Source organism: Microbispora sp. H10830, assembly GCF_014161375.1.
In the GTDB taxonomy this organism is placed as follows: Bacteria; Actinomycetota; Actinomycetes; order Streptosporangiales; family Streptosporangiaceae; genus Microbispora; species Microbispora catharanthi.
Genome location: NZ_JABBWX010000001.1, coordinates 477,492 through 500,698 on the forward strand (window position 1 = coordinate 477,492; position 23,207 = coordinate 500,698).

General features: G+C 70.9%; 29 protein-coding genes. 13 read left to right on the forward strand and 16 right to left on the reverse strand.

The features are described from left to right. Window positions 1-3: 3 nt before the first annotated feature. Together HHX35_RS02220 and HHX35_RS02225 are read right to left on the reverse strand one after the other, a co-directional pair. Window positions 4-291 carry a DUF6204 family protein gene (locus HHX35_RS02220; RefSeq protein WP_310738853.1) on the reverse strand — a complete coding sequence of 96 codons (288 nt, stop codon included), beginning with the start codon at window positions 289-291 and terminating at the stop codon, window positions 4-6. After that, the gene (locus HHX35_RS02225; RefSeq protein WP_182897329.1) at window positions 288-941 is read right to left on the reverse strand and encodes a TetR/AcrR family transcriptional regulator; all 654 of its coding nucleotides are present in this window, start codon (window positions 939-941) and stop codon (window positions 288-290) included. Before HHX35_RS02225 ends, HHX35_RS02220 begins: the two co-directional genes overlap by 4 nt. 599 nt (window positions 942-1,540) lie before the next feature. On the opposite strand from HHX35_RS02225, the gene HHX35_RS02230 reads away from it, so the two are divergent. The 4 genes from HHX35_RS02230 to HHX35_RS02245 all read left to right on the forward strand — a co-directional run bounded on the left by HHX35_RS02230 (window position 1,541) and on the right by HHX35_RS02245 (window position 4,394). Next, window positions 1,541-1,822, forward strand: a complete 282-nt coding sequence (locus HHX35_RS02230; protein WP_182897330.1) for a hypothetical protein — start codon at window positions 1,541-1,543, stop codon at window positions 1,820-1,822. A 135-nt stretch (window positions 1,823-1,957) separates the two neighbouring features. Then, on the forward strand, window positions 1,958-2,899 hold the full coding sequence (gene lipA / locus HHX35_RS02235; protein ID WP_182897331.1) for a lipoyl synthase: 942 nt from the start codon (window positions 1,958-1,960) through the stop codon (window positions 2,897-2,899). Window positions 2,900-2,928: 29 nt separating this feature from the next. Then, the gene (locus HHX35_RS02240; protein ID WP_139578172.1) at window positions 2,929-3,600 is read left to right on the forward strand and encodes a DUF4191 domain-containing protein; all 672 of its coding nucleotides are present in this window, start codon (window positions 2,929-2,931) and stop codon (window positions 3,598-3,600) included. 5 nt (window positions 3,601-3,605) lie between these two features. Further along, window positions 3,606-4,394 carry a class I SAM-dependent methyltransferase gene (locus tag HHX35_RS02245; RefSeq protein ID WP_182897332.1) on the forward strand — a complete coding sequence of 263 codons (789 nt, stop codon included), beginning with the start codon at window positions 3,606-3,608 and terminating at the stop codon, window positions 4,392-4,394. 6 nt (window positions 4,395-4,400) lie between these two features. Here the strand turns inward: HHX35_RS02245 and HHX35_RS02250 are convergent, their stop codons facing one another. Beyond that, entirely contained in the window at window positions 4,401-4,862 is a 462-nt protein-coding gene (locus HHX35_RS02250; RefSeq protein ID WP_182897333.1) for an RDD family protein, read from the reverse strand. Between the two features lie 130 nt (window positions 4,863-4,992). On the opposite strand from HHX35_RS02250, the gene HHX35_RS02255 reads away from it, so the two are divergent. Together HHX35_RS02255 and glnA are read left to right on the forward strand one after the other, a co-directional pair. After that, window positions 4,993-6,036 carry a hypothetical protein gene (locus HHX35_RS02255; protein ID WP_182897334.1) on the forward strand — a complete coding sequence of 348 codons (1,044 nt, stop codon included), beginning with the start codon at window positions 4,993-4,995 and terminating at the stop codon, window positions 6,034-6,036. 169 nt (window positions 6,037-6,205) lie between these two features. Next, window positions 6,206-7,630, forward strand: a complete 1,425-nt coding sequence (glnA, locus tag HHX35_RS02260) for a type I glutamate--ammonia ligase (RefSeq protein ID WP_139578168.1) — start codon at window positions 6,206-6,208, stop codon at window positions 7,628-7,630. Window positions 7,631-7,657: 27 nt separating this feature from the next. On the opposite strand, the gene HHX35_RS02265 is transcribed toward glnA, so the two are convergent. The 7 genes from HHX35_RS02265 to HHX35_RS02295 form a co-directional block, all read right to left on the reverse strand. Next, window positions 7,658-7,924 carry a tyrosine-type recombinase/integrase gene (locus HHX35_RS02265; RefSeq protein ID WP_182897335.1) on the reverse strand — a complete coding sequence of 89 codons (267 nt, stop codon included), beginning with the start codon at window positions 7,922-7,924 and terminating at the stop codon, window positions 7,658-7,660. Between the two features lie 323 nt (window positions 7,925-8,247). Next, complete coding sequence (locus HHX35_RS02270; protein WP_220504897.1) at window positions 8,248-9,075, reverse strand: MarR family winged helix-turn-helix transcriptional regulator; 828 nt, start codon at window positions 9,073-9,075, stop codon at window positions 8,248-8,250. A gap of 322 nt (window positions 9,076-9,397) precedes the next feature. Further along, a complete protein-coding gene (locus HHX35_RS02275; RefSeq protein WP_139572630.1) occupies window positions 9,398-9,691 on the reverse strand; it encodes a DUF1330 domain-containing protein in 294 nt (97 codons plus the stop codon). A 33-nt stretch (window positions 9,692-9,724) separates the two neighbouring features. Further along, the gene (locus tag HHX35_RS02280; RefSeq protein WP_182897336.1) at window positions 9,725-11,158 is read right to left on the reverse strand and encodes an MFS transporter; all 1,434 of its coding nucleotides are present in this window, start codon (window positions 11,156-11,158) and stop codon (window positions 9,725-9,727) included. Continuing rightward, window positions 11,155-11,613, reverse strand: a complete 459-nt coding sequence (locus HHX35_RS02285; RefSeq protein WP_259404682.1) for a MarR family winged helix-turn-helix transcriptional regulator — start codon at window positions 11,611-11,613, stop codon at window positions 11,155-11,157. The genes HHX35_RS02280 and HHX35_RS02285 overlap by 4 nt, the downstream gene beginning before the upstream one ends. A 292-nt stretch (window positions 11,614-11,905) precedes the next feature. Then, window positions 11,906-12,196, reverse strand: a complete 291-nt coding sequence (locus HHX35_RS45060; protein WP_182897337.1) for a nuclear transport factor 2 family protein — start codon at window positions 12,194-12,196, stop codon at window positions 11,906-11,908. Window positions 12,197-12,324: 128 nt separating this feature from the next. Beyond that, window positions 12,325-13,089 (reverse strand): SDR family NAD(P)-dependent oxidoreductase, encoded by a 765-nt coding sequence (locus tag HHX35_RS02295; protein ID WP_182897338.1) that lies wholly within the window; start codon window positions 13,087-13,089, stop codon window positions 12,325-12,327. A 280-nt stretch (window positions 13,090-13,369) separates the two neighbouring features. Between HHX35_RS02295 and HHX35_RS02300 the strand changes: the two genes are divergently transcribed. The 3 genes from HHX35_RS02300 (at window position 13,370) to HHX35_RS02310 (ending at window position 14,607) form a co-directional block, all read left to right on the forward strand. Further along, window positions 13,370-13,732 carry an MmcQ/YjbR family DNA-binding protein gene (locus tag HHX35_RS02300; protein WP_182897339.1) on the forward strand — a complete coding sequence of 121 codons (363 nt, stop codon included), beginning with the start codon at window positions 13,370-13,372 and terminating at the stop codon, window positions 13,730-13,732. A gap of 111 nt (window positions 13,733-13,843) precedes the next feature. Continuing rightward, window positions 13,844-14,173, forward strand: a complete 330-nt coding sequence (locus HHX35_RS02305) for a hypothetical protein (RefSeq protein ID WP_182897340.1) — start codon at window positions 13,844-13,846, stop codon at window positions 14,171-14,173. A gap of 32 nt (window positions 14,174-14,205) precedes the next feature. Then, entirely contained in the window at window positions 14,206-14,607 is a 402-nt protein-coding gene (locus HHX35_RS02310) for a hypothetical protein (RefSeq protein ID WP_182897341.1), read from the forward strand. A 90-nt stretch (window positions 14,608-14,697) separates the two neighbouring features. On the opposite strand, the gene HHX35_RS02315 is transcribed toward HHX35_RS02310, so the two are convergent. Continuing rightward, window positions 14,698-15,300 carry a hypothetical protein gene (locus HHX35_RS02315; protein ID WP_310738854.1) on the reverse strand — a complete coding sequence of 201 codons (603 nt, stop codon included), beginning with the start codon at window positions 15,298-15,300 and terminating at the stop codon, window positions 14,698-14,700. After that, a complete protein-coding gene (locus HHX35_RS02320; protein ID WP_220504898.1) occupies window positions 15,297-16,538 on the reverse strand; it encodes an MFS transporter in 1,242 nt (413 codons plus the stop codon). The genes HHX35_RS02315 and HHX35_RS02320 overlap by 4 nt, the downstream gene beginning before the upstream one ends. A gap of 83 nt (window positions 16,539-16,621) precedes the next feature. On the opposite strand from HHX35_RS02320, the gene HHX35_RS02325 reads away from it, so the two are divergent. Together HHX35_RS02325 and HHX35_RS02330 are read left to right on the forward strand one after the other, a co-directional pair. Continuing rightward, window positions 16,622-17,494 carry a LysR family transcriptional regulator gene (locus HHX35_RS02325; RefSeq protein ID WP_182897343.1) on the forward strand — a complete coding sequence of 291 codons (873 nt, stop codon included), beginning with the start codon at window positions 16,622-16,624 and terminating at the stop codon, window positions 17,492-17,494. 4 nt (window positions 17,495-17,498) lie between these two features. Next, window positions 17,499-18,113 carry a bifunctional 2-polyprenyl-6-hydroxyphenol methylase/3-demethylubiquinol 3-O-methyltransferase UbiG gene (locus HHX35_RS02330; RefSeq protein ID WP_182897344.1) on the forward strand — a complete coding sequence of 205 codons (615 nt, stop codon included), beginning with the start codon at window positions 17,499-17,501 and terminating at the stop codon, window positions 18,111-18,113. On the opposite strand, the gene HHX35_RS02335 is transcribed toward HHX35_RS02330, so the two are convergent. Both HHX35_RS02335 and HHX35_RS02340 read right to left on the reverse strand, forming a co-directional pair. Further along, on the reverse strand, window positions 18,110-18,604 hold the full coding sequence (locus HHX35_RS02335) for a hemerythrin domain-containing protein (RefSeq protein WP_259404684.1): 495 nt from the start codon (window positions 18,602-18,604) through the stop codon (window positions 18,110-18,112). The genes HHX35_RS02330 and HHX35_RS02335 overlap by 4 nt on opposite strands. A 97-nt stretch (window positions 18,605-18,701) precedes the next feature. Further along, window positions 18,702-19,223 (reverse strand): GNAT family N-acetyltransferase, encoded by a 522-nt coding sequence (locus tag HHX35_RS02340; protein ID WP_220504899.1) that lies wholly within the window; start codon window positions 19,221-19,223, stop codon window positions 18,702-18,704. Window positions 19,224-19,352: 129 nt separating this feature from the next. On the opposite strand from HHX35_RS02340, the gene HHX35_RS02345 reads away from it, so the two are divergent. Then, window positions 19,353-20,117: a hypothetical protein gene (locus HHX35_RS02345; protein ID WP_182897347.1), complete on the forward strand. Its 765-nt coding sequence runs from the start codon at window positions 19,353-19,355 to the stop codon at window positions 20,115-20,117. 23 nt (window positions 20,118-20,140) lie between these two features. Here HHX35_RS02345 and HHX35_RS02350 read toward each other — a convergent pair whose 3' ends face one another. Both HHX35_RS02350 and HHX35_RS02355 read right to left on the reverse strand, forming a co-directional pair. Then, complete coding sequence (locus HHX35_RS02350; protein WP_182897348.1) at window positions 20,141-21,736, reverse strand: multicopper oxidase family protein; 1,596 nt, start codon at window positions 21,734-21,736, stop codon at window positions 20,141-20,143. Beyond that, window positions 21,729-22,136, reverse strand: a complete 408-nt coding sequence (locus HHX35_RS02355) for a hypothetical protein (protein ID WP_220504900.1) — start codon at window positions 22,134-22,136, stop codon at window positions 21,729-21,731. The genes HHX35_RS02350 and HHX35_RS02355 overlap by 8 nt, the downstream gene beginning before the upstream one ends. A gap of 107 nt (window positions 22,137-22,243) precedes the next feature. On the opposite strand from HHX35_RS02355, the gene HHX35_RS02360 reads away from it, so the two are divergent. After that, window positions 22,244-23,197, forward strand: a complete 954-nt coding sequence (locus HHX35_RS02360; protein WP_259404685.1) for a LysR family transcriptional regulator — start codon at window positions 22,244-22,246, stop codon at window positions 23,195-23,197. Window positions 23,198-23,207: the final 10 nt, after the last annotated feature.

The following is a 23,207-nucleotide window of genomic DNA, read 5'->3' on the forward strand; positions in this document are numbered from 1 at the left end:
CGGCTACACGCCGCGGCCCTTCCGGCGGATCTTGATCCGGCGCATGTCGGTCACCGCGACGTGCAGGATCTCGTACGGGTGCCCGTGCGCGTCCAGCGCGGCCATCGCTCCCAGCGCGGCCTCGTCCTCGCCGTCGTCCGGCCCCGCGGGCACCTGGCAGCGGAAGGTGAAGGCGGACACGCTCGCGTCGTGGGTGAACGTGCCGCCCTCGGTGTAGGCCGCGCCGCCCACCGCCGTCACGGCGGCCCGGCCGGCGTCGTCGAGGCCCTTGAACTTTCCTCTGATCGTCACTCTGAACACGGTCGTCCCTCTCGTACGGCATAGGCGCGGACCCGCTCGCCCAGGAGGCTCTCGGCGACGTCGAGCAACTCCAGCACGGCGGCCGCGATGGTGTCCGGGCTCTCCCCCGCCGTCGTACGCCGCCCGATCTCGGCGTACACCAGCGAGTGGAGGCAGCCGATGTGCCAGGCGACCACGCGCGGCAGCGGATCGCCGGCGTCCGCGCCGGTCTCCTCGGCCAGCGCGACCGCCAGGGCGTCGGTCATCCGGCGGCCGAGGTCCTCCAGCCGGGCGGTCAGCGTGGGGGCGGCCCGCATCATCTCCAGCACGCGTCCGAATCCCGCGCTCAGCCCGACCGTTCGTTCGCGCCCGTGTATCTCCCGGCGCAGGCGCTCCAGCACCGCGACGGCCGCCGACTGGCCCGGCGGCCGCTCCCGCACGATGTCGGCCAGCCTCCGGGGCGAGGCCTCCTCGGGCGGGAGCACGAGGTCCTCCTTGGCCTGGAAGTAGTTGTAGACGGTGTTCACCGACACCTCGGCGGCCTGCGCGACCTCGGCCATCGCGACGTTGTCGAATCCGCGCTCCACGAACAGCCCGACCGCCACCTCGGCGATGCGCTGCCGGGTCTGCCGCTTCTTGCGCTCCCGCAGTCCCTCGGCCATTCCTGCACTCTACTCTAAAATTGCAATCGATTGCATTTTTGTGGACTACGCCCGGCGGGACGGCCTCGGACATACTCGCGGCATGAGCCTCTCCTCACCCCCCGGTGAGGTCCGTGCCGATCTGCTGCCCCGTGACGCCAGGAGGCGGTTCCTCCGGCTCCGGGACCGGCGGCTGGACAGATCCGGCCGACCGGCCGCCAGGCTGGCCTCCTTCGCCCTGTCCGCCGTCGTCCACGCGGTGACCGCGGCCATCCTGGCCTGCGGCGTCCTCATCGTCGTCAACTGGCACGGCAACGTGCTCGGCTGGCTGGTCGGCGGCGTGCTCGCCACCATCGCGATCTTGACCAGGCCCAGGACGGCCTGGCTCCCGGACGGCGCCGAGGAGGTCACCAGGGCGGAGGCGCCCACCCTGTTCGAGGCCGCCGACCGGATCGCCGGGGCCGTCGGCGCCGCGCCCCCGGCCGCGATCCACCTGCACGACCGGCTCTTCCGGTGCGCTCACCTGCGCGTCGGGGTGCGGCGGCGGCCCGTGCTGCTCGTCGGCCTTCCGCTGCTGCTCACGCTGACGCCGCGCGAGCGGGCGGGCCCTCACTCCCGTGATGGCCGCGGCCAGGCGCGGGGAGACGGCCGAGGAGATCCGCCGCGCCGCGCTCTCCAGGGAGACCGACCCCGGCCTGGTGGCCGCGCGCCGGGAGGGCTCCCTCGCCGGGCGGACCGCCTGGAAGGCGGAGCCGCCGACGGCGCTGCGGGCCGTCCTCCTCGAATCGGCCGGCGTCGACGAGGGCTCGGTGGGCCTCGGCTCCGGCGAGTCCGATCGGATCGACGCCGAGCTGTCGCGCCACCTCGCGCGGACGGTCCGGGAGCTGTCCCGGATCACGTGAAGGCAGGTAATAAGCTGGGCTCGTGAACGAGCGTTCCGACAGGCACGCAGGCCCGCGTACGGCGCAGGGCCGCGTGCTCCCGCTCGGACCCCGGGTCCGCGGACCGCTGCCGCGGAGTGCTGCGAAGGAAGTCGCATGACCGTCGCTCCTGAAGGCCGAAAGCTCCTCCGCCTGGAGGTGCGCAACAGCCAGACCCCCATCGAGAAGAAGCCGCCGTGGATCAAGACGCGGCTGCGCAACGGCCCCAACTTCAACGAGATCAAGTCGTTGGTGAAGGGCGCGGGGCTGCACACCGTGTGCCAGGAAGCGGGCTGTCCCAACATCTCCGAATGCTGGGAGGACCGCGAGGCCACCTTCCTCATCGGCGGCGACCAGTGCACCCGGCGCTGCGACTTCTGCCAGATCGACACCGGCAAGCCGGCCGAGTACGACAGGGACGAGCCGCGCCGCGTCGCCGAGTCGGTGCACCAGATGGGCCTGCGCTACGCCACGGTGACCGGCGTCGCCCGTGACGACCTGCCCGACGGCGGCTCCTGGCTGTACGCGGAGACCGCCCGGCAGATCCACGAGATGGTGCCCGGCTGCGGCGTCGAGCTGCTGGTGCCGGACTTCAACGGCGACCGCGGCCAGCTCGAGGAGGTCTTCTCCAGCAGGCCCGAGGTCTTCGCGCACAACATCGAGACCGTGCCCCGGATCTTCAAGCGGATCCGGCCCGCGTTCCGCTACGAGCGCTCGCTGGCGGTGATCAGCATGGCCCGCGAGGCGGGGCTGGTCACCAAGTCGAACCTCATCCTCGGCATGGGCGAGGAGCGCGAGGAGATCACCCAGGCGCTGCGCGACCTCCACGAGGCCGGGTGCGACCTGGTGACCATCACGCAGTACCTGCGCCCCACCCCGCGCCACCACCCGGTGGACCGCTGGGTCAAGCCCGAGGAGTTCGTGGAGCTCCAGCGGGAGGCCGAGGAGATCGGCTTCGCCGGCGTCATGTCCGGACCGCTCGTGCGCTCGTCCTACCGGGCCGGCCGCCTGTACCAGCAGGCGATCGCCGCCCGCGTGGGCGAGTCTCGTTTTCATTAAGTCAGCTCCGCGTTTGTATCCTTCAGACCATGGCGAAAGACGCAGCGGCTCCGGGTCGCCTCAAGCAACTCCGGATGGTCGCACAGATCATTCAGCAGGCGAACCCCAAGGGAATGCCGATCGTCTACGCGTCGGCTCTGGGCACGCTCGTCCTGTTCGTCGTCATCGGCGTGATCTTCAGCTGGACGTGGATCGTGTTCGGCGTCTTCGCCGCCGTACTGGTGGGGATGGTCATCTTCAGCCGGTTGGCGCAGAAGGCGCAGTATTCGATGCTCTACGGCCAGCCGGGGGCGACGTACGCGATCCTGCAGAGCCTGCGCGGCACCTGGTATGTCGAGGAGAAGCCGGTCGCGGTCAACCGCGACCAGGACCTCGTCTTCCGGGTCGTCGGATTTCCGGGGGTCATCCTGGTCTCCGAGGGCCCGCCGAACCGGGTGCAGCGCATGCTCGTCGCGGAGAAGAAGCGCGTGCAGCGCGTCGCGGTCGACGTGCCCGTGTACGACATCCAGTGCGGTGACGCGGAGGGCCAGGTCCCGTTGGCCAAGCTCCAGCGGCACATGATGAAGCTGCCCCGCAACCTGAAGAAGGGCGCGGTGTCCGAGGTCAACAACCGGATGCGCGCCCTCACCCCGGCCATCCCGATGCCGAAGGGCCCCATCCCCAAGGGCGCCCGGATGCCGCGCGGCCCCAAGATGCGCTGATCGCGTTGGGTGTCGGAAGGCGGCCGGTCTCCCGGTCGCAGACCTCGCGGGCCAACCGGGGCTGGTGGGACGGCGCGGCCGACGACTACCAGGCCGAGCACGGCGGCTTCCTGCGCGACGACGGCTTCGTGTGGTGCCCCGAGGGCCTGGACGAGGCCGAGGCCCGGCTGCTCGGCGACGTGGCGGGGCGCCGGATATTGGAGATCGGGTGCGGCGCGGGCCAGTGCGGCCGTTGGCTGCTGGGACAAGGGGCGACGGTTGTCGGCGTCGACCTGTCCTACCGGCAGTTGCAGCACTCCCGGCGGATCGACATGTCCGCCGGGATGCGACTGCCCGTCGTCCAGGCCGACGCCGAGACGCTGCCGTTCGCGGACGAGTCGTTCGACCTGGCGTGCTCGGCCTATGGGGCGCTGCCGTTCGTCGCGGACGCCGGGGCGGTGCTGGCCGAGCTGCGCCGGGTGCTGCGGCCGGGCGGCCGGTTCGTGTTCTCCGTCAGCCACCCCGTGCGGTGGGCCTTCCCCGACGATCCGGGCCCGCGCGGCCTGACCGCCGACCGGCCCTACTTCGACCGGTCGCCGTACGTCGAGTTCGGCGAGGACGGCGAGCCGTCATACGTGGAGCACCACCGGACGATGGGCGACTGGGTGGGCCTGATCGCCGCCTCCGGCCTCGTCCTGACCGGCCTGACCGAGCCGGAGTGGCCGCCGGGCCACGACCGCACGTGGGGCGGCTGGAGCCCGCTGCGCGGCCGCCTGCTCCCCGGTACGGCGATCTTCCAGTGCGTCAGGAACTGAACCCGGCTAGAGGTTGACGACGACCGTGCCGCCCGCACGGTCGTGCAGGCCGCGCCGGTCGCGGTCCCAGATGAGCGCGGGCACGGCCAGGCACAGCAGCAGCGTGCGCACCAGCACGCCGAGGAAGGGCGGCCGCCCGCCGTCGAGCCCGGCCACGCGGATGCCGAACAGGCGCATCCCCAGCGTCATGCCGATCGTGCCGACCAGCAGGACGTACTCCGCGGCGAAGACCCCGAGGCCGACGGCCCCGACGTCGTTGCCCTGGAAGCGCAGCAGACCGCCGGCGATGGCCCAGGTGCACAGCAGCCAGTCGACGGCGACGGCGCCTATCCTGCGCCCCCACCCCGCGACCGCCCCGGGGCCCTGCTCGGGCAGGCCGAGGCGCTGCCCCGGATAGCCCAGGTCCACCCCGGCCGCCCGCGGGCCCCCGAGCCAGGTCTGCGTCCAACGCGGCTGCCGGTCACTCATGGTTTCCCAGCGTATCGGGGAGGGTCACCGGTCTGGCGCCCGGCCACGAAGCCGTACATCATGGGCAGGCTTAGCGCATTAAATCCCGGTATCGTGAATCGTTTCCGACCTGAGCGCTTTGGAGGGAACCGTGCGGCCGGCGGACCCCGATGACATCGACGCGCGCTTCGAGGCGCTGGTCGCGCAGTTCGACGAGGACGAGATCCGGCGGATGACCTCGGCGGCCGAGTCGGCCGAGTCTGCCGAGTCACCGCCGGGACGGCGGCGCCGTCCGGCCGTGCTGATGGTGATCGCCGGCCTGGTCGTGCTCGTGGGGCTCGTCTTCGTGCTGCGGCCCGACGTCCTGGAGAGGCTCGGCATCGTCCGCCCGGCCGCCGGCGGCGAGGACCTGATGATCTCCGGCCCCGTGGTCGCCCGGCCCGGGCCCGTGCTGACGCCGATCCCCGACGGCGAGGAGGGCCTGTTCGACCACGGCCCCGTCCCGGCGTCGTCCACCGGTCCGTTCGCCGGCACTCCCGCCGTCGATTACGCCGACGGGGAGCAGGGGCTGGCCATGCCCGCGGCACGTGCGCTCGGCGGGCTCACCGAGAAGGAGGTCGGCCAGGCCCTGCAGCGCGTACGGCGACTGCTGTCGGCCGCGCACCTCGACCCGGCCACCGTGCGGGGCGGCCGCCCGGAGGAGTTCGTCCGCCTGCTGCATCCCCGGCAGCGCGAGACGTTCCTGCGCCGCCTGGACGACAGCGGCCCCTCAGGCACCCGGTCGTGGCTGTTCAGCCTCGCGCCGGACGCGGCCGAGCCGGTCGGGGACGTCGTGAAGGTCTCCGGCGAGACGACGATCTCCGAAAGGGCCGGCGGAGGCGTCACGATAGAGACGGACTATCTGTTCGTCCACCCGGTCAGCCGCCCCGGCGCGCCCCTGATCGTGACGAGGGTCGTCGAGCACCACAGGAGCGAGTTCTCCGCCTACCGTGAGGAGGGGAAGCTCATCGTCTGGCTGAATACGGACAGATCAGCCCTCTTCGGCGCGAATTGCGCCCCGGATAACGGGTTCGTCCACCCGCGATTCCCCGGCGACCCACAGGGAGCGCGGCCCTCCGGCGAGCCCGTCGACCCCTACGACCGTGCCTCAGGCGTTTCCGGCGGGCCCCGCTGCCCGGCCGCGTTGGGCACCTGACCTGCGAGAAGGCCGTACGATGGAGCCCGGGGAACGGCGGGCCGACGTTATCGCCGCGACCGCCCGGGTAGCGCTTTCCCTTAACACGCGCGAAACAATCGAGACATGGGGCGGAAACGGCATCGGCCTATTTTCGGGTTGCTAGCCCATGCCCCTGGGAGGTTCGAGAGTGTTCAACTCCGCCGATGACGTCCTCAAGTTCATCCGGGACGAGGGTGTGCAGTTCGTTGACGTCAGGTTCACGGACCTGCCGGGGACGACGCACCACTTCACCTTCCCGTCGGAGAACTTCGGCCCGAACGTCTTCACCGACGGCCTCATGTTCGACGGCTCGTCGATCCGCGGGTTCCAGGCCATCCACGAGTCGGACATGCTCCTGCTGCCCGACCCGTCCACGGCCGTGCTCGACCCGTTCCGTCAGCACAAGACGCTGAACATCAACTTCTTCGTGCACGACCCGCTGACCGGCGAGGCCTACAGCCGCGACCCGCGCAACGTCGCGCGCAAGGCCGAGGAGTACCTCAAGGGCACCGGCATCGCGGACACCGTGTTCTTCGGCCCCGAGGCCGAGTTCTACATCTTCGACGACGTCCGCTTCGAGACGAGGCAGAACGCCGGCTACTACTACATCGACTCCATCGAGGGCGCCTGGAACACCGGCAAGGCCTCCGAGGGCGGCAACCTGGGTTACAAGCCCCGCTACAAGGGCGGCTACTTCCCGGTCCCGCCGATGGACCACTTCACCGACCTGCGCTCGGAGATGGTGCGCAACCTCATCGAGGCCGGCATCGAGACCGAGATGCAGCACCACGAGGTGGGCACCGCCGGCCAGGCGGAGATCGACTTCAGGTTCGGCACGCTGCTCGAGACGGCCGACAAGCTGATGCTGTACAAGTACATCATCAAGAGCACGGCCATCCAGGCGGGCCGTACGGTCACGTTCATGCCCAAGCCGATCTTCGGTGACAACGGCTCCGGCATGCATTGCCACCAGTCCCTCTGGAAGGACGGCGAGCCGCTGTTCTACGACGAGGTCGGCTACGCCGGTCTGTCGGACATGGCGCGTTACTACATCGGCGGCCTGCTCAAGCACGCCCCGTCGCTGCTGGCCTTCACCAACCCGACGGTGAACTCCTACCACCGCCTGGTGCCCGGCTACGAGGCCCCGGTCAACCTGGTCTACTCGCAGCGCAACCGCTCGGCCTGCGTCCGCATCCCGATCACGGGCTCGAACCCGAAGGCCAAGCGCATCGAGTTCCGCGTGCCGGACCCGTCCTGCAACCCGTACTTCGCCTTCGCGGCCATGCTCATGGCCGGCATCGACGGCATCCGCAACAAGATCGAGCCGCCGGAGCCGGTCGACAAGGACCTGTACGAGCTGCCGCCGGAGGAGGCCCGCAACATCCCGCAGGTGCCGGGCTCGCTGGAGAAGGTGCTCGACGCGCTCGAGGCCGACCACGACTACCTGCTGGAGGGCGGCGTGTTCACGCCGGACCTCATCGAGACCTGGATCTCCTACAAGCGTGAGAACGAGGTCGACCCGATCCGTCTCCGCCCGCACCCGCACGAGTTCGAGCTGTACTACGACGTGTGATCGGCGACCGCGCGGTGACGTGCATGTTCATCGCGCGGTTTCCGGCTGGTTCTGCCTCGGTTCCGTCCGAGCGGCGAGCACCGCATCGATCGCGGCCCGGGTCGACTCGTCAGAGTCGGGCCACAGGTGGCCGTAGGTGTCGAGTGCGGTCTTGGCGCCGGCATGCCGGAGACGGGCCTGAACAACTTTGACGTCAGCCCCCGAGGAGATCAGGAGCGACGCGAGGTAGTGCCGCGAGTCGTGGAATCGGAAGCCCGTGGGAAGGTCCTGCACCTTGCCGCGGGCTTTCCGCATTGCGCGCTCAAGGCGGCCCGGAGCCGCGCCGCACGCGCCGCCCTCACGGCACGCCGCTGCCTCCCGCTGGCGCTCCCGACGGCCGGCTAAGACCAGGCCGGACGGCTGGCGCGGACGAGTCGAGCCGGGCCGCCGCGCGACAGTACAGGTCTGATCACGGGCGGTGGGCTGAGCTGGAAGTTCCCGTCAGGCGCCGGCGGCCTCGCGAGCCGCTTGGCGGCGGCGCCTTCGATCACGCCAGGCGGGTGATCCCGCGCAACGACCTGCTCACCTCGGTGGCCGGGCTGGGGTCGTGGCCGTCCCCAGCAGCTTGATGCGCCCGCTCAGTTGTCGAAGGCCCATACCGCGGCGGCGATCGGCTCGAGCCCCGCGGCCAGTTCGTCGAGCTCGTCCGCACTGAGCACGTCGTACGCCGGGGCTGCCAGCTCGTCGGTGAGCGCCTCGATCCGCTGCCTGGTCTCCCGGCCGGCGTCGGTGAACCCGCCGGCGGCGTCCACGAGGCCACGGCCGCGCAGCCCGTCGACCACGGCTGTCAGCCGTGCCTGGGGCAGGTGGTGGATCCGGCCGAACTCCTCCGCCCTCATTCCAAGAGAAACAGCCATGAGGACGTGGGCCTCGGTGCCGCCGATGCCGTGGGCGAGAAGGGCGGCGTTGTGGCCGTCCCCGCGGTGCTCCCGCAGCAGCGTCGCCGCGTGCCAGAGCCTGGCCACCGGCTCCTCGGGCACGTCGAGCGCCCGCAGCCCGGCGTACAGCGGTCTGCCCTCGGTCGGCGCGCTGACCGCTGCTCGGGTGGCGAGGTCGGCGGCCCGCACCAGACCGGGCGAGTCGGCGAGCTCTCCAATCATTTGCCGCAGGGCGGCGGTGCTGCCCCGTTCGCGCACGGTGATTGCCTCCTGCGGGGTGATCTTTCCCCACACCCAGGGGATGTGGCGTGCCACCTCGCCGTCGGCGAAGTTGTAGAAGACCGCGTGTACCACCTCGGCCGGTGCCGACCCCAGCGGTGCGGCCCGGCCCGCGAAGTACCCGTCCCAGTAGTTGCGCATGCCCAGGGCCAGGAACGCCTCGTTCACCACCTCGGAGAAGGTGACGGTGGCGATCGGCTCGACGAGCTCGAACATGCGGTGGACCTTGGCCTGTGAGTGCTGCTGCATCGGCCGGCATCTCCCTTGGTCGTGACAGCTGGTCGTGACAGCTGTTCGGGACAGCGCCCTCGTGGGCGACCGTTCACCCTGGCTACGAACGACGCGGCCCAGATACGACAACTCCGGTCAATGATTTTCCGGTCGATTCTGCTGGGCAGCGTCGGGGTGTCACCCGAGCCCCATACCGCCGACAGCTCGGGTGCTCTCGCCGTCGTGCTCGGCCGCTCGCGGGCCCTTCTGCTGACCGAGCTGGACGCCCCGGCCACACCGGCAGCCGCACCAGCGAAGACCAAGATGGTGGGTCTTCAGTGAAGATCCGGCTGGACCTCGGTCAGTCGATGCCTTCGACGATGCGGAAGTCGCGCTCGACGCCGTCGGAGAGGGCGGCCAGCGCCTCCTGGTAGGCCGCACTCTCGTACGCCGCGACGGCCTGCTCGAAGCTGTCGAACTCGACCAGGACGGTGCGCTCGGCGAGTCCGGCGTCATGCGCCACGACCCGACCGCCGCGGACGAGGGTCCGACCGCCCCCGGCCTTGACGGCCGGACCGGCCAGCTTGTTGTAAGCAGCCAGCTTCTCAGGGTCTGAAATGGTGCGGTAGGCGCTGACCCAGTAGCCCTTGGGCATGGAACCTCCAGTGTTGGGATGAGTGGATCTTATTTACGGGTTGGTCTCGGACGAGCGTCGGCGGGCGAGAGCGAGGCTTGTCAGCGTCGTGATCGCCATGGCGCCGATGCCGACCAGCGCCGCGGTGGTGTAGGCGCTGTCGTCGGGGAAGAGGTGGCCGGGGCCGGTGCCCGCGGCGAGGATCAGGCCGCCGATGGCGCTGCCCAGGGAGTACCCGACGCTGCGGACGACGTAGTTGAAGCTCATGGCGCTCGACGTCTCGCTCTTGGGGGTGACGGCCAGGATGACGCCGGGCATCGCGGCCGAGAAGCCGCCGACGCCGAAGCCGAGCACTCCCATCGCCGCGAACAGTTCGACCAGGTCCGACCGGGCCGCCGCGAACAGGGCGAACCCGCCGCCGACCACGACGGCGCTGCCGGCCAGGAGCAGGGGGTCGGCGATCCGCGTCCGGACCCGCGGCGTGAGCTTGCCGGCGACGAACCCCAGCACCGAGAACGGGATGAGGACCAGCCCGGCGACGAAGGTCGTCAGCCCGAAGCCGTAGCCGGCGCCGTGCGGCGTCTGCGCGTACCGGGTGATGAGCGTGAGCAGGAGGTACATGCCGATCCCGCCGACGAACATGGCGAGGTTCGCCCCGGCGGCCGCCGGGTGCCGCACCGCCCGCACATCGACCAGGGGCGTCGTGCTGCGTAGCTCGATGACGGCCCAGACGCAGAGCAGCACCACCGCGACGACGGCGAGGCCCGCCGCCACGGCGAGGTGCCGGCTCCATAGATTCCGTTCGCCGGCGAGGAACAGCACCAGGAGCAGCGCAGCGGCCAGGACGACCGCGCCTGCCACGTCCACGTGGGCGGAGCGGCCTTCGGGGGCTTCGGGCATGGAGCGCCACGCGGTCAGGAGGGCGGCGGCGGTGACGACCAGGCCGAGGCCGTAGGCGGCCCGTACCCCGCCGAGCTCGGCGAGCAGCGCGGCCAGCGGGTAGCCGACGCCGGCCCCGATGATCGAGACCACCGAGATCAGGGCGATCACGGCCGCGCTGCGCTCCTCGGGGAGGTGGTCCCGGGCCACGCCCATCATCAGCGCCGTCAGCCCAAGCCCGACGCCCTGGGCCGCCCTGCCGGCCAGCAGCCACGCGAACGGCAGCGGCAGCACGGTGAGCGCGCTGCCGGCGACGACGACCGCCAGCGTGGCGAGGATCGTGGCCCGCCGGTGCGGGCCGGCTCCGAGCCGGCCCAGGACCGGCGTGGCGACGGCGCCGCTGAGCAGCGTGACGGTCAGCGTCCACTGCGCGCTGCCGAGCGAGACGTGGAACGAGGTCGCCACGCTGGTGATGAGCGGCGTCCCGAGGCTGGCGACCGCCGCCACGACCAGAGCGATGAACATCAGGGCGGGGACCAGCAGCCGCGCCTCGGAACGCGCCACCGGGAGCGCCTTCACCACGACCCCGTCGACCGGCTGCCCGGTCACTGCTTCGGCCCTTCGCGGTCCTGGCTTTCGAGCTCTGCCAGATGCTTCAGCGCCGGAAGGGCCGCCACCAGCGCCTCGACCTCGTCGCCGGTGAGCTCGCCGATCAACCGCTCGAACGCGTGGACGCCCGCCTGGCGCCGCGCCCGGACATAGGAGGCGCCGGCCTCGGTCAGGCACACCAGCGTGACCCGCTTGTCGGACGCGTCGCCCCGCCGCTCGACCAGGCCGGACTCCTCCATCACCCGGACCAGGGCGGTCATCGCGGGCTGGGTGACGCCCTCGACCGCGGCGAGATCGGTGATGCGCCGCGGGCCGGTCCGGTCCAGGGTGGCCAGGGTGGCGGCGGACGTCAGGCTCATGTCCCGGGGCAGGCGTCTCGCGGCCCTGGTGGCCAGGCCGTAGAGGGCTGCCCCGATGGCGGCGGACGCGCCAGGAGCGATGTCTTGACGACTCATGCTCGAAGCATAGCATTTTTATATTTAGAGTTTATGTAAATGCTTGGCGAGTTCCGCCCTTCTGCGACACTCTCAGGGCACCGACCCCAGGCCTGAACTGGTCCAACCCGAACCTGGCGCAGCCGACGAACCCAAGATCGGTCGCGGCCGCCGAGCGGGATCTCGTCGTCGCCCTGCACGACAAGATCGTGCATGCGGGCGACATTCGTCACCCACACGGCCGCCGTCCGCATCGCCGACGCCGCCCACCTGTTCCGCTCAGTCGCCGACATCCTCGCCCTGCGCCCGGTGCTCATCCGCCCCTCGGCCGGTGCTGAGCACGACAGCGTGGAGCACCCCGCCGGCGAGGAAGTGCGTGTGCAGCGTATTGGGATCTCGTTTCTGGCCGGCCCCACAGGTGCATGGCGATCAGGTTCGCTCGCAGCCGGGCGCTGTCTCCGTCGAGGTCGATGACGTGGTCGGAGCTGACGTGGTGAGTTGCCCGGAAGCGGGCGAAGCTCTCGCTCTGCCCGGCGGCGATGGCCTCGGATCCGACAAGCGATGCACCGTTGGGCCGCGTCAGGCGGCCACTGGCGGTGAACACCGCCTCCGTGGACGCGCGAGGAAACGTGAGGGCCGCGACGTGATGTACCGCTCACGGCGGGCCTGACGGCACCGCACGCGCGGCCGTCACGGCGCACACCGTGACGGCGGGCGTGGCGATGCGCTGCGTCATCCGGCGATGACGGCCGTGGTCGTACGGCCGCCGTCCACGTCAAGCACGATGCCGTGGACGAACGCGGCCTCCTCACTGGCGAGGTAGACCGCGGCATGCGCGACGGCCTGCGGCTTGCCCATGCCCCCCGCCGGAGTGCCGTTCATCATGACCTCACCCGCGCGCGCCGCCCCCGACGCGGGCTCCAGAATCACGCCCGGTGAGATCGCGTTCACACGCACGCCGCGAGGACCGAATTCGGCGGCCCAGGATCGCGTGAGGGTCTCCACCGCGCCCTTGGTGGAGCTGTAGAGCGCGCCCTGGGGAACGCCCAAGCGTGCGATCCACGAGCCCAGGTTGATGATCGCCCCGCCCCCGGCCTCGACCATGGCGGGAGCGATCGCGGCGGTCAGGAAGAACGGCGCCTTCACGTTGACGGCGTAGACCTGGTCGAAGGTCTTCTCGTCGGTGTCCACCGTGCTGTCGCCGGGGTAGATCCCGGCGTTGTTGACCAGGATGTCGATGCCCCCGCCGAGAACGGACGTCGCCTCACGCGCCAGGGCGTACGAGGCCTCGGCGCTTCCGTCCAGATCCGCCGTCACGAAGTCGGCCCGGCCACCGCGCGCCCGGATGCCGTCGACGACTCTCCCGCCCCGCTCGGCGTTGCGGCCGGATACGATCACGTGCGCGCCCTCCGCCGAGAACGCCTCCGCGATCGCCCGCCCGATGTTGCTCGTCGATCCGGTCACCAGCGCCCGCTTGCCCTGCAGCCGTCCGCTCATCACGCGCTCCTGTCATGCTCGTCTGCCTGTGCCCGCACCGGAACCTGTCCCGGTCACCCGCGCGGCACTGCCACTGTGCGAGGTAAGAATTGGACCCGCAAGTCCAATCCCATGGCTGCCGTAGGCACCCGGCTGATCGCAGACGGACGACCGGCGTGGAGACGCCAGAGGGTGGATCTTTCCGCTGGGAAGGCCGGCGTCCGGTCGCGGTCACCGCGGCCCTGTGGGACGGCTGCCCTGTGGGACGGCTGCCGCGGGGGCACGCGGATATAGTCCCTTCGTGACCACTACGGACGACATCCGGCGCTGGGCCACGGCACTGCCCGAGGTCGAAGAGGTCAGTCACTTCCGGTTCCACGTTCCCGTCTTCAAGGTCCGGGGCCGCACCTTCCTCGGCATGGGCAGGGACGAGACGACGGCGGTGTTCTGCGTCGCCGAGCAGCAGGCCGCCGACGCGGCGCAGGCCGACCCGTCCGCCTACGAGTCCGTACGCCGCCCGGATGCCAGGAAGAGCTTCCTCGGGCTGCAGGTCGAGCTCGGCAGGGTCACGGCGGAACGCGTCAGGAGTCTCGTGGAAGAGGCATGGCGTCAGCAGGCGCCGAAGCGGCTGGCAGCCGAGTATGACCGGCACAAGCCGGTGTGAGATCGCGAGAAGACGGGTGAGACGGCGAGATTGTGCCGCGTTCGCCACTGCGGGTCCCCCGCTCGCTGCCGCTGCGGAGACGCACGAGCCGCAGCATGTCCAGAAGTCGGCTTGTCGCGCGGAGAGGTGGCCGGTGGAGTGCGGTACTTCCGGCGAGGGTGGGACGAAGATCGCGGGGATGAGTACGCGCACTGGGGCACCTGCACGTTCTATCTGGCGCTCGACCCCGAGGGGTACGCCCACGTGCAGGTCGAGGCCTACGCCGGCGGCACCGTGATCGCCTACGACGCGGATCACGACGAGGACGAGTACGGGGGCTTGACCTACGATCAGCTGGATCTCGACGAGTTCGCTCCGTACGAGATCGGCGAGCGGGAGTTCCACGAGGCGCTGAGCCGGTTGCGACCGATGAACAGGCGGGCTCATGAGGCGCCAGACTGATCGCAGACGGACGACCCGTGCGGAGGTGGTGAGTGACGGATCTTTCCGATATGGAGGGCCTCCGCCTGGTCGCGGTCACCGCGGCCCTGTTCACCCACGAGTCCGACGCCCCCGAACTCCTGCACGTGTGGCTCCATCTGGAGACGACAACCGTCGTGGTCCGTGACACCGCCGACTGGGCTCTGCGCATCACGCCGGACGAACCAGGAGAGAGCTACGCGATGGAGGAGCTCGGCAGCCGTGTGGACATCGTGCCCGCCCCCGCCGAGGTGCCCTTCGTACGACATGTCGGCGAGCGGCTTGTCCGCGTGACCAAGGGATTCGACGCCGAGGACCCCGCCCGATGGGTGGAGGCGGAGTTCGCCTTCGAGACGGGACGCGTGATCGCGGAAGCCTTCGGAGGCGACCTCCGCCTGCGCCGCGGGCTGCGGTGACGACGACATCCGGACGGCACGAGCCGACCTGAGAGCGAGCGCCCCTGCCGGCGTGGTCGCCGAGCGGAGAGCCCGCGGCGGCCGTGACAGCTACAGGCCCAAGGGGTGCGCGGACAACCAGTCCCGATGCCGCTCCTTGAGCGCGTCGCGTTCCGCGCGTGTGGGCGCGATCACGTCGGCGCCCCCGTCGTAGGGGTGATAGAGCCAGCGCAGGTCCGGGGGACCGAGGATCACGCCGGCGATCTCGTCGTCCGCCACGGCTCTGAGCAGTTCGTCGATGACGCCGGGCCGCCAGGGTCGCGTCTCGGCGTAGAGCTGGGTGTAGCTGCGGTAGCGGGGATCATCGTCGGGATCCTCGAGGAGGGTCCGCCAGTGCCAGGCCGCCGGTGCGACCTCTGATCGCCGCGGCCACCTTTGGGGCGTTGTCGCGGGCGTGTCCGTCCACTCGGCCGTGATGACCAGAAGATGTGGTCCGGGATCGAGTTCGGAGAGCACGGTGTGGTGACGGCCGAGCACGACGGCGTACTCCGCCTCGTCGTCCGGATAGCGCTTGGACTCCGGCAGGCTGTGAAACCTGACCCAGCGGTCCCGATAGCGGTCGCGAAGCCAGTGGGCGAACGGCGGGCACTCGGGCCACCGCCGGTCCCAGAGGTCGGTCATCGTCGCAGGGTCGAGCGCGGTGTCGGGGGTCACCCTGATGTTGTACCCGACGCAAGGGCGGGAGTCCTGCGCAGCAGGAAGGCGAGAGCGCCGGTGGCGGCGAGCAGGAGCACGGCGAGGGCGACCACGCCCGGCCATCCGGCGTCCGTCCAGGCGCGGCCCGCGAGGCTGCCGAAGACGGAGGACCCGAGGTAGTAGGTGAACAGGTAGAGCGACGCGGCCTGGCCTGTGGACACTCCCCCCGCGTACGCCCGGGCCGGAACCCATCCGCTGGCCACCCCGTGCACGGCGAAGAACCCCGCGGTGAGGAGCGCGAGTCCGATGACCACGACCGGCAGCGAGGACGGCAGCGTGACCAGCGCGCCGACGACGGCCAGCAGACAGCCCAGCGGCGTCACGGTCCGGCGCCCGTAGCCGTCCGCCAGCCGGCCGAACACCGCCGAGCTGACGGAGCCGATGGGATAGACGAGGAACATCAGGCCGGCGGCTCCGACACCGAGGTGGAACGGCGCGCCCGCGAGCCGGAAGCCCAGGGCGTTGAACACCGCCACCAGGGCCCCCATCGAGCAGCCGCCGATGCCGTACAGCGCGAGCAGTCCGCGGTCCGACACCGCGCGCAGGCTCCCGCGAAGCAGGGCACGGACGCTCGCCGGGGCCGCGGTGAAGCGCCGGGAGGCCGGAAGCAGCACGCGTACGGTCAGGGCGCACAGCAGGCCGAGTGCGGCGGCCGCGGCCAGGGCCCAGCGCCAGCCGGCGGCCTGGGCGACCGCGCCGGTCAGGAGGCGACCGGCCATCCCGCCCAGCGCCGTGCCGCCCACGTACAGACCGGCGGCGCGGGCGTGCGTGGACGGGTGCAGTTCCTCGCGGAGGTAGGCCGTGGCCACCGCGGGGAGCCCGGCCAGCGTGATGCCCTGGAATGACCGCAGGACCATGAGCGCCGGCCAGCCGGGCGCCAGCGCGCACGCCGCCGCGACGACGGCGGACGCCGTCAGCGACAGGTGGATCAGCCGGGTGCGCCCGACGACGTCGGACAGGGGTCCGGCCACCAGCAGCGCGACGCCGAGCCCGAGCGTGGTGAGCGAGACGCTCAGCGTGCTCTCCGCGGTGGAGACCCCGAACTGCGCGGCGAGCTCGGGCAGGATCGCCTGGGTGCTGTACAGCAGCGCGAAGGTCGCCACCCCGGCGGCGAACAGGGCGGCGACGACCCTCCGATATCCGGTGGTCCCCGGCAGGTGTCCTTCCACGGCAGAGGTCTCAAGAACAGCGGTCACCCCAACGACTGTGCGCTTCCTGCCGCTATGCGTCCAATGCGAGGACAAGCGGTTTTCCATACGCGATGCGTATGATGGCGGGCATGCTGCTCCGGGACCTGTCCTGGCTGGTCGCCCTCGCCGACCACCAGCACGTGACCGACACCGCCGCCATCCTCCGCACCAGCCAGCCGACGCTCTCGCGCGCCCTCGCCCGCGTGGAGAACGAGCTCGGGACCCGGGTGTTCGAGCGCGCCCCCGACGGGGTCCACCTGACGCCCAACGGCAGACTCGTGGTGGCGGCCGCGCGCGATCTCACGTCACGGTACGAGCAGTTGCTGGCCGATCTGCGTAGCCGGCTCGACCCGGACACCGGCGTGGTGCGCCTGGCCTTCCTCGACTCCATCGCCACCTCCCTCGTCCCGCGGCTGTTGCGCTCCTTCCACGAGCACGCCCCCCGGATACGGATCCTGCTGCGCCAGGAACCTGCGCACGAGATCGTCCAGGACCTGCGCACCGGGGCCGCCGACCTCGCGATCACCTCCCCACGCCCACCCGGAGACTTCGGCTGGCATCCCCTGCAGGAGGAGCGGCTGGTGCTCGTCGTGCCGCCGAGCCACCGGCTGCGCGAGCGGGAGGAGGTGGAACTGCAGGAGCTGGCGGACGAGGAGCTCGTCACCACGCCGGTCGGCTTCGGCTACCGGGCCCTGGTCGACGCGCTGCTGCGCGACGCCGGGGTGTCCCCCGCCGTCTCCTTCGAGAGCCAGGACCTCGCGACCATCGAGGGCCTGGTCGCGGCCGGGCTCGGCGTGGCCATCGTGCCGGAGCCCTTCGCCGGCCAGTCCGGCACCGTCGGCGTCAGGATCGCGGCGGAGGCCGCCCGCCGCACCATCGGCCTCACCTGGCGTACGGACCATGCCCCGGCCGCCCCCGCCACCCGCTTCCGGGATTTCGTCATGACGCCCGCCCTAGGATGATCCGATGCGCCAGGCCGACTCGGATCCGTACTGGAACACCAACGTCGCCCGGCACCCGGGCATCCTCCGCGCCGTCCCCGAAGGGTGCGGCGACGCGCTGGACGTCGGCTGCGGGGACGGACTGCTCGCGCGGAAGCTGACCGGCCGGGCCAAGCGCGTCACCGGCGTCGACAAATCACCCGAGATGATCGCGCGTGCCCGCGAGCTGTCCCCCGGCCGGCCGGAGCTCACCTTCGTCGAGGGCGACTTCCTCACCGCCGTCCTGCCCGTCGAGGAGTACGACTTCGTCTGCTCGGTGTCCACGATCCACCACATGGACTTCGACGCGGCCCTCACCCGGATGCGCGAACTGCTGCGCCCCGGCGGCACGCTGGTGGTGGTCGGCCTGGCCCGCGAGGCGTCACCCGCGGAATGGGCGGCGATGATCGCGGCCGCTCCCGTCGTACGGGTCACGAAGGTGCTGCGCCGCGCGCGGGGGCCCGAGGGGATGCCGGTGGCCGAACCGCGGATGAGCTACGGGCAGGTGCGGGCCGCGGCACGCCGCCTGCTGCCCGGCGTGCGCTACCGCCGGCACGTGCTCCGCCGCTACTCCCTGACCTGGACGAAGCCCGGCGGCTAGCGCTCCTCGTCCGTACGCAGGAACTCGGGACGGGAGCGATGCCAGCCCGGCGCGTCCAGCGCGTTGAGTGCTGAGACGATCCGCTTCTCCTCGTAGACGAAGTGCGTCTCCATCAGCGCGGCCAGGCTGTCCAGCTCACGGTGCACGTCGGCGGGGTCCGTCGCCCGGTCCAGGCGGCCGGCAAGAGCCTGGAGCCGGCGGAGGGAGTCCTCCACCAGACGGTGGTCGCGGCGCAGTTCCTCCAGCACCGGACGCAGTTCGGGGAACCGCCGGGCGAGCTCGGGAAACGCGCCGTCGTCCTCACCGGTGTGGTGGCGGTTCAGCGCGGAACAGAAGGCCAGGCAGTGAGCCCGCAGCTCGCGGGGGCGCGCACCGCCGGCCAGATAGGCGTCGATGTCCTCGCGCAGCGCCGCGAGCTCCTCGCGGAGCCAGATGTGTACGTCGATCAGCTGGTTGCCGAACGCCACCAGGCGTCCATGCGATGTCGTCAAGGTCATCCCTTGTACCGGCGCCTCCATGCCCTCGGCGGTCTCTTTGCCGGGTGCACCGCGACGCTGCCGAAGGATCTATCACCAGACCGGCGATGGGTCAACGGCGCAGAGCCCGGCGGTAGCGGACCTCGGTCAGCGGGAAGCCGTCCGACTCGTCCCGCTGTACGGCGCCGTCGGGGCGCCAGCCGCCACGCTCGTAGAACCGCCGCGCGCGAGTGTTCCCGTCGACGACCCAGAGGGTGGCCTGCTCATACCCGGCGGTGGCGAGACTGTCCAGCACGGCCGCTATGAGACGCCCGCCTACCCCGGCACCCCATACCTCGGGCATCAGGTAGATCGCCGAGATCTCCGCCACCGAGGCCGGATCGACGTCGTCGTCCCGGCCGGGGCCGAGCGCGGCGAACCCGGCGACGGAGCCGTCCGCCTCCGCCACGAGGACCTCCGTACGCGGCGGGGAGGACTCCCCCAGCAGCCGCTCCCAGACAGGCAGGCGCATGGCCGGGGTGAGCCCGTCGAGATAAGCCTGGGGCATGAGCCCCAGGTAGGCGGCCTGCCACGACCGGACGTGGACGGCGGCGATCGCCTCCGCGTCCGCCGGTTCGGCGCGTCTGATGACCAATGCACGCTCCATATCCGCTTTCGCTGCCGGGCGCCCCGTTATACACCCCACTGCCACGCGCGAACCAAGCGGATCGATATTCACAAAATGGCTTCCGGTGTACTTATGAATGGCCTAGCCTCGTCGTCCGTGAAACTCGCCAAGATCGCGCTCGCCGGTTCGGTGGCGCTGGGGCTCGTCCCGGCCGTCTCCGGCACAGCCGCCGCCCATCCGATCAAGAACAGGACCCTCACCGACAACCGCCTGTACGGCGCGGGACCGTTGCCGGCCACCGACTGCCGGGAAAGACCGGTGAAGAAGGCGGACGTGAGGTCCGCCAAGGTCTATCTGAACGAGATGCTGAATTGCCTCAATCGCTCCTGGACCGCTGAATTGAAGCAGGCGGGTCTGAAGCAGTCCCGGGTGAAGCTCACGTACGCCACTAAGCCGCCGGCGAAGTTCTGCGGCTCGAAGTGGGGCGATTGGGACGCCTACTACTGCGACGCGTCGCGAACCATCCTGATCGTGCTCCGGAAGGACCTCTTGGAGGAGCCGGGGGATCTCTACCTGTTCAACCTGCTGGCGTCCAAGTACGGGGAGCACGTGCAGAACGTCGCCGGCATCTACCGTGCCTGGTTCAACACCGACTACCGGAGCAAGGCCGAACTCCACGAGCAGACACGGCGATACAGCCTGCAGAGCTACTGTTTCGCCGGAGCCTCCCTGCGAAGCTTCTGGAAGTCCTTCCGGCGTGACCGCGAGGACTGGGACGACCTGCTCTACTATCTGCGCGGTTGGGCGAGCAAGTACGACGGGAACAGGAAGTCGATCACCTACTGGGCCAACGAGGGATTCACGTCCGGCGACCCCGGGGCCTGCAACCCGTGGACCGCCCCGTCCTCGAAGGTGGCCTGAATCGGCTGATGGGGCTGGGGGGCCTAGACGATCTCGAGATTGGCCATCATGCCCATGTCCTCGTGTTCGGCGTTGTGGCAGTGGAAGAGGTAGCGGCCGCGATAGCCGTCGAACCGGGTGATGATCTCCACCGCTTCGCCGGGCCGTAGCGAGACGGTGTCCTTGAGTCCCGCGTCGTGAGGGAGCGGCGGCCTGCCGCTGCGCGAGAGCACCCGGAAGCCGACCAGGTGCAGGTGCACGGGGTGGTGGACGTCGGCGACGAGCCGCCAGACCTCGACGTCGCCGAGCCGGGTGGTGACGTCGGTGCGGGCGGGGTCGAACGGCAGGCCGCCGATGAGCCAGCCGTGGCCCGCGCGCGTCTGCCCGGCGCGGAAGGCGAAATCGCGCACCCTGACGGCGTCCGAGCGCCGCCAGGCCGGCAGGTCGGCGGACAGGGCGCGAGGGATGCGGCTGTCGTCGGCGGCCTTGCGCGCGACCCGGAAGGCCATCACGTCGCGGGTACGGCCGGAGCCGAGCCGGTTGACCACCCTGACGAGGCCGCCGATCGGGACGCCGGAGAAGTCGACGACCACGTCGTAGCGTTCCGCGGGTGCGATCGGCAGCAGCGTGTGGACGACCGGGGCGGCGAGGAGTCCCTGGTCTGCGCCGATTTGGACGAGGTCGAGGCGGCGCCCGTCGTCGGTGACCGCTTCGAGTTCGTAGTGGCGGGCGTTGGACGCGTTGAGGATGCGCAGCCGATGGCGGGCCGCGTCGACCTCGTGCACGGGCCACGGCGCACCGTTGACCAGGATGACGTCGCCGAGGACCCCGGCCAGGTACGGCTCGCGGACGCCGGGCCGTACGCGCAGGGTGGGATCGAGGGCGGGATAGGCGAGGCCGCCGTCGGCGGCGAACGCCCGGTCGGCGATCATGAGGGGCAGCTCGCGCGGCCCGGCGGGCAGGGCGAGGGCGTCCTCGGCGTCGTCGCGCACGATGTGCAGCCCGGCCAGGCCCCGCCAGATCGCGGGGGCGGTGAAGTCCATCCGGTGGTCGTGATACCACAGCAGCGCCGGCCGCTGGTCCAGCGGGAAGGTGTAGTCCCGCGTCAGCTCGGACAGCACGGCCCTCGGGTCGTGCATGCCGTGCCCGGAACCGTGCCCCATGTGCGTGGAGTGCTCCTGCCGGCCCGCAGGAAGGAGCAGGTCGGTCGGATACCCGTCGGAGGCCGCCGGAGTCCGGCCGCCGTGCAGGTGCACGACCGTCGGGACGGGCAGCTCGTTGCGGTGTGACACGGTGACCGGCCGGCCGCGGCGCGACTCGATCGTCGGCCCCGGGAAGCTCCCGTCGTAGGTCCACATCGGCGTCGTGACACCGGGAAGGATCTCCACGCTCGTCTCGCGCTGGGTGATCTCGTAACGGTCGGCCCCGCCCGAGGTGCCGACCGGCTTCAGCACGGCGGGAACCGGGAGCGGCACCTGGAACGGGAGCGGGAGCGGGAGGGCGCTGCGCAACCGGGCACCGGTGATCGACGGCCGGCGGGCCAGCGCGGCCGCGCTCGTCAGCCCGGTGGCCGCCATCAGCCCGAGCGCCCCGCCGATGCCCAGGGCCCGCCGCCTGGTCACGCCACGGCTGTCACGCATTGTCCGCCCCCTCACGCAGCAGGGGCCGCCGCCATACGTCGATGAACTGCACCACGACCGCGACGACGGTCATCACTCCCAACGGGAGGTGCAACCACAGCGCCCCGTCCAACCCGGCGAAGTACTGCACCGTCTCGGCCGCCACCACGGCCGCCGTGGCAAGAAACGGCCAGGCCTGACGCAGCCGAATCCAGACCGCGATCGCGACGATCGCCTGCAGGCACCCGATGGAGGTGACGGCGTCGGCGCCGACCGTATGCAGGCTCAGACCGACGTAGTCACCGGTCAGATACATCCCAGCGAACACCGGCTGGCCGGCGATCGCCACCGCGTGGGCGCTGACGACGGCGCGCAGCAGCCATCCCGTGGTTGTCGTCCGGGACGCGGCCACGGTGAGCATGTGCATCCCTCCTCACTCCGTCCTCGTTCCGTGAACGGCCCGACGCTATGGCTGCAGAGTTATCTTGTCTAAGATCAATATTGCTATGGAGTTATAGCAACGGAGTCATGATGGACCTGAACTCGCTCAGGCAGTTCCTGGTGGTGGCACGGCTGGAGCACCTCAGCCGGGCGGCCGACGAGCTTCACATCGCCCAGCCGTCGCTGAGCCGCACCATCGCCCGGTTGGAGAGCGAACTGGGCACACCGCTGTTCGACCGGAGCGGCCGGCTCCGGCTCAACGACGCGGGCAGGCTCTTCCGCGATCACGTCGAACGCGCCCTGGGCGAGCTCGAGGCCGGACGGCGCGCCGTCGCCGAGGCCACCAGCGAGGGCATGGGCACCGTGAGACTGGCGTCGGAAACCTTCCTCACCCTCACCGGCCCGCTGGCGGCCTACAAGCGGGCCCATCCCTCCGTCGAGATCGAGCTCCACTGGTCCCTGGCCGAGGACATGGCCCGCCGCCTGCGCGCCCAGGACGTCGACCTGTGTGTCGCCTCGCAGCCGATCCACGCCGAGGGCCTGGAGTCGATGCGGCTGTTCGATGAGGCCGTGGGTGTGGGCATACAACTCGATCACCCGCTCGCGGGCCGCGCGTCCGTGAGCATCGACGAGCTCGCCGGGCAGTCCTTCGTCACCGCCCGCAAGGGGCACTGGCTACGCCGGCTGCTCGACCGGCTCTTCGCGGCACGAGGCCTCACCCCGAGGATCGTCTGCGAGAGCGACGAGCACAGCGCCATCGCGGATCTGATCAGCGCGGGACTCGGCGTCGGCCTGATCCCCGGCTTCGCGCGCCGCGGCGACCCGCGTGCCCCCGTCGCCTGGATCGCCGTCGACAGCCCCGACTGCCGTCGCACGGTCACCCTCTATTGGGGCGCCGAAAGCCACCTGTCGACCGCCGCCCGGCTGATGCGCACCACGATCGCCGACTGGAACTGGACCACAGGCGAAGAACAAGGACATTCGCGGGGCCTGACATTTCCGGGTGCTGTCCGGTCGAACCAGCGAGGAACACCGCAATGAAGGGATGGGT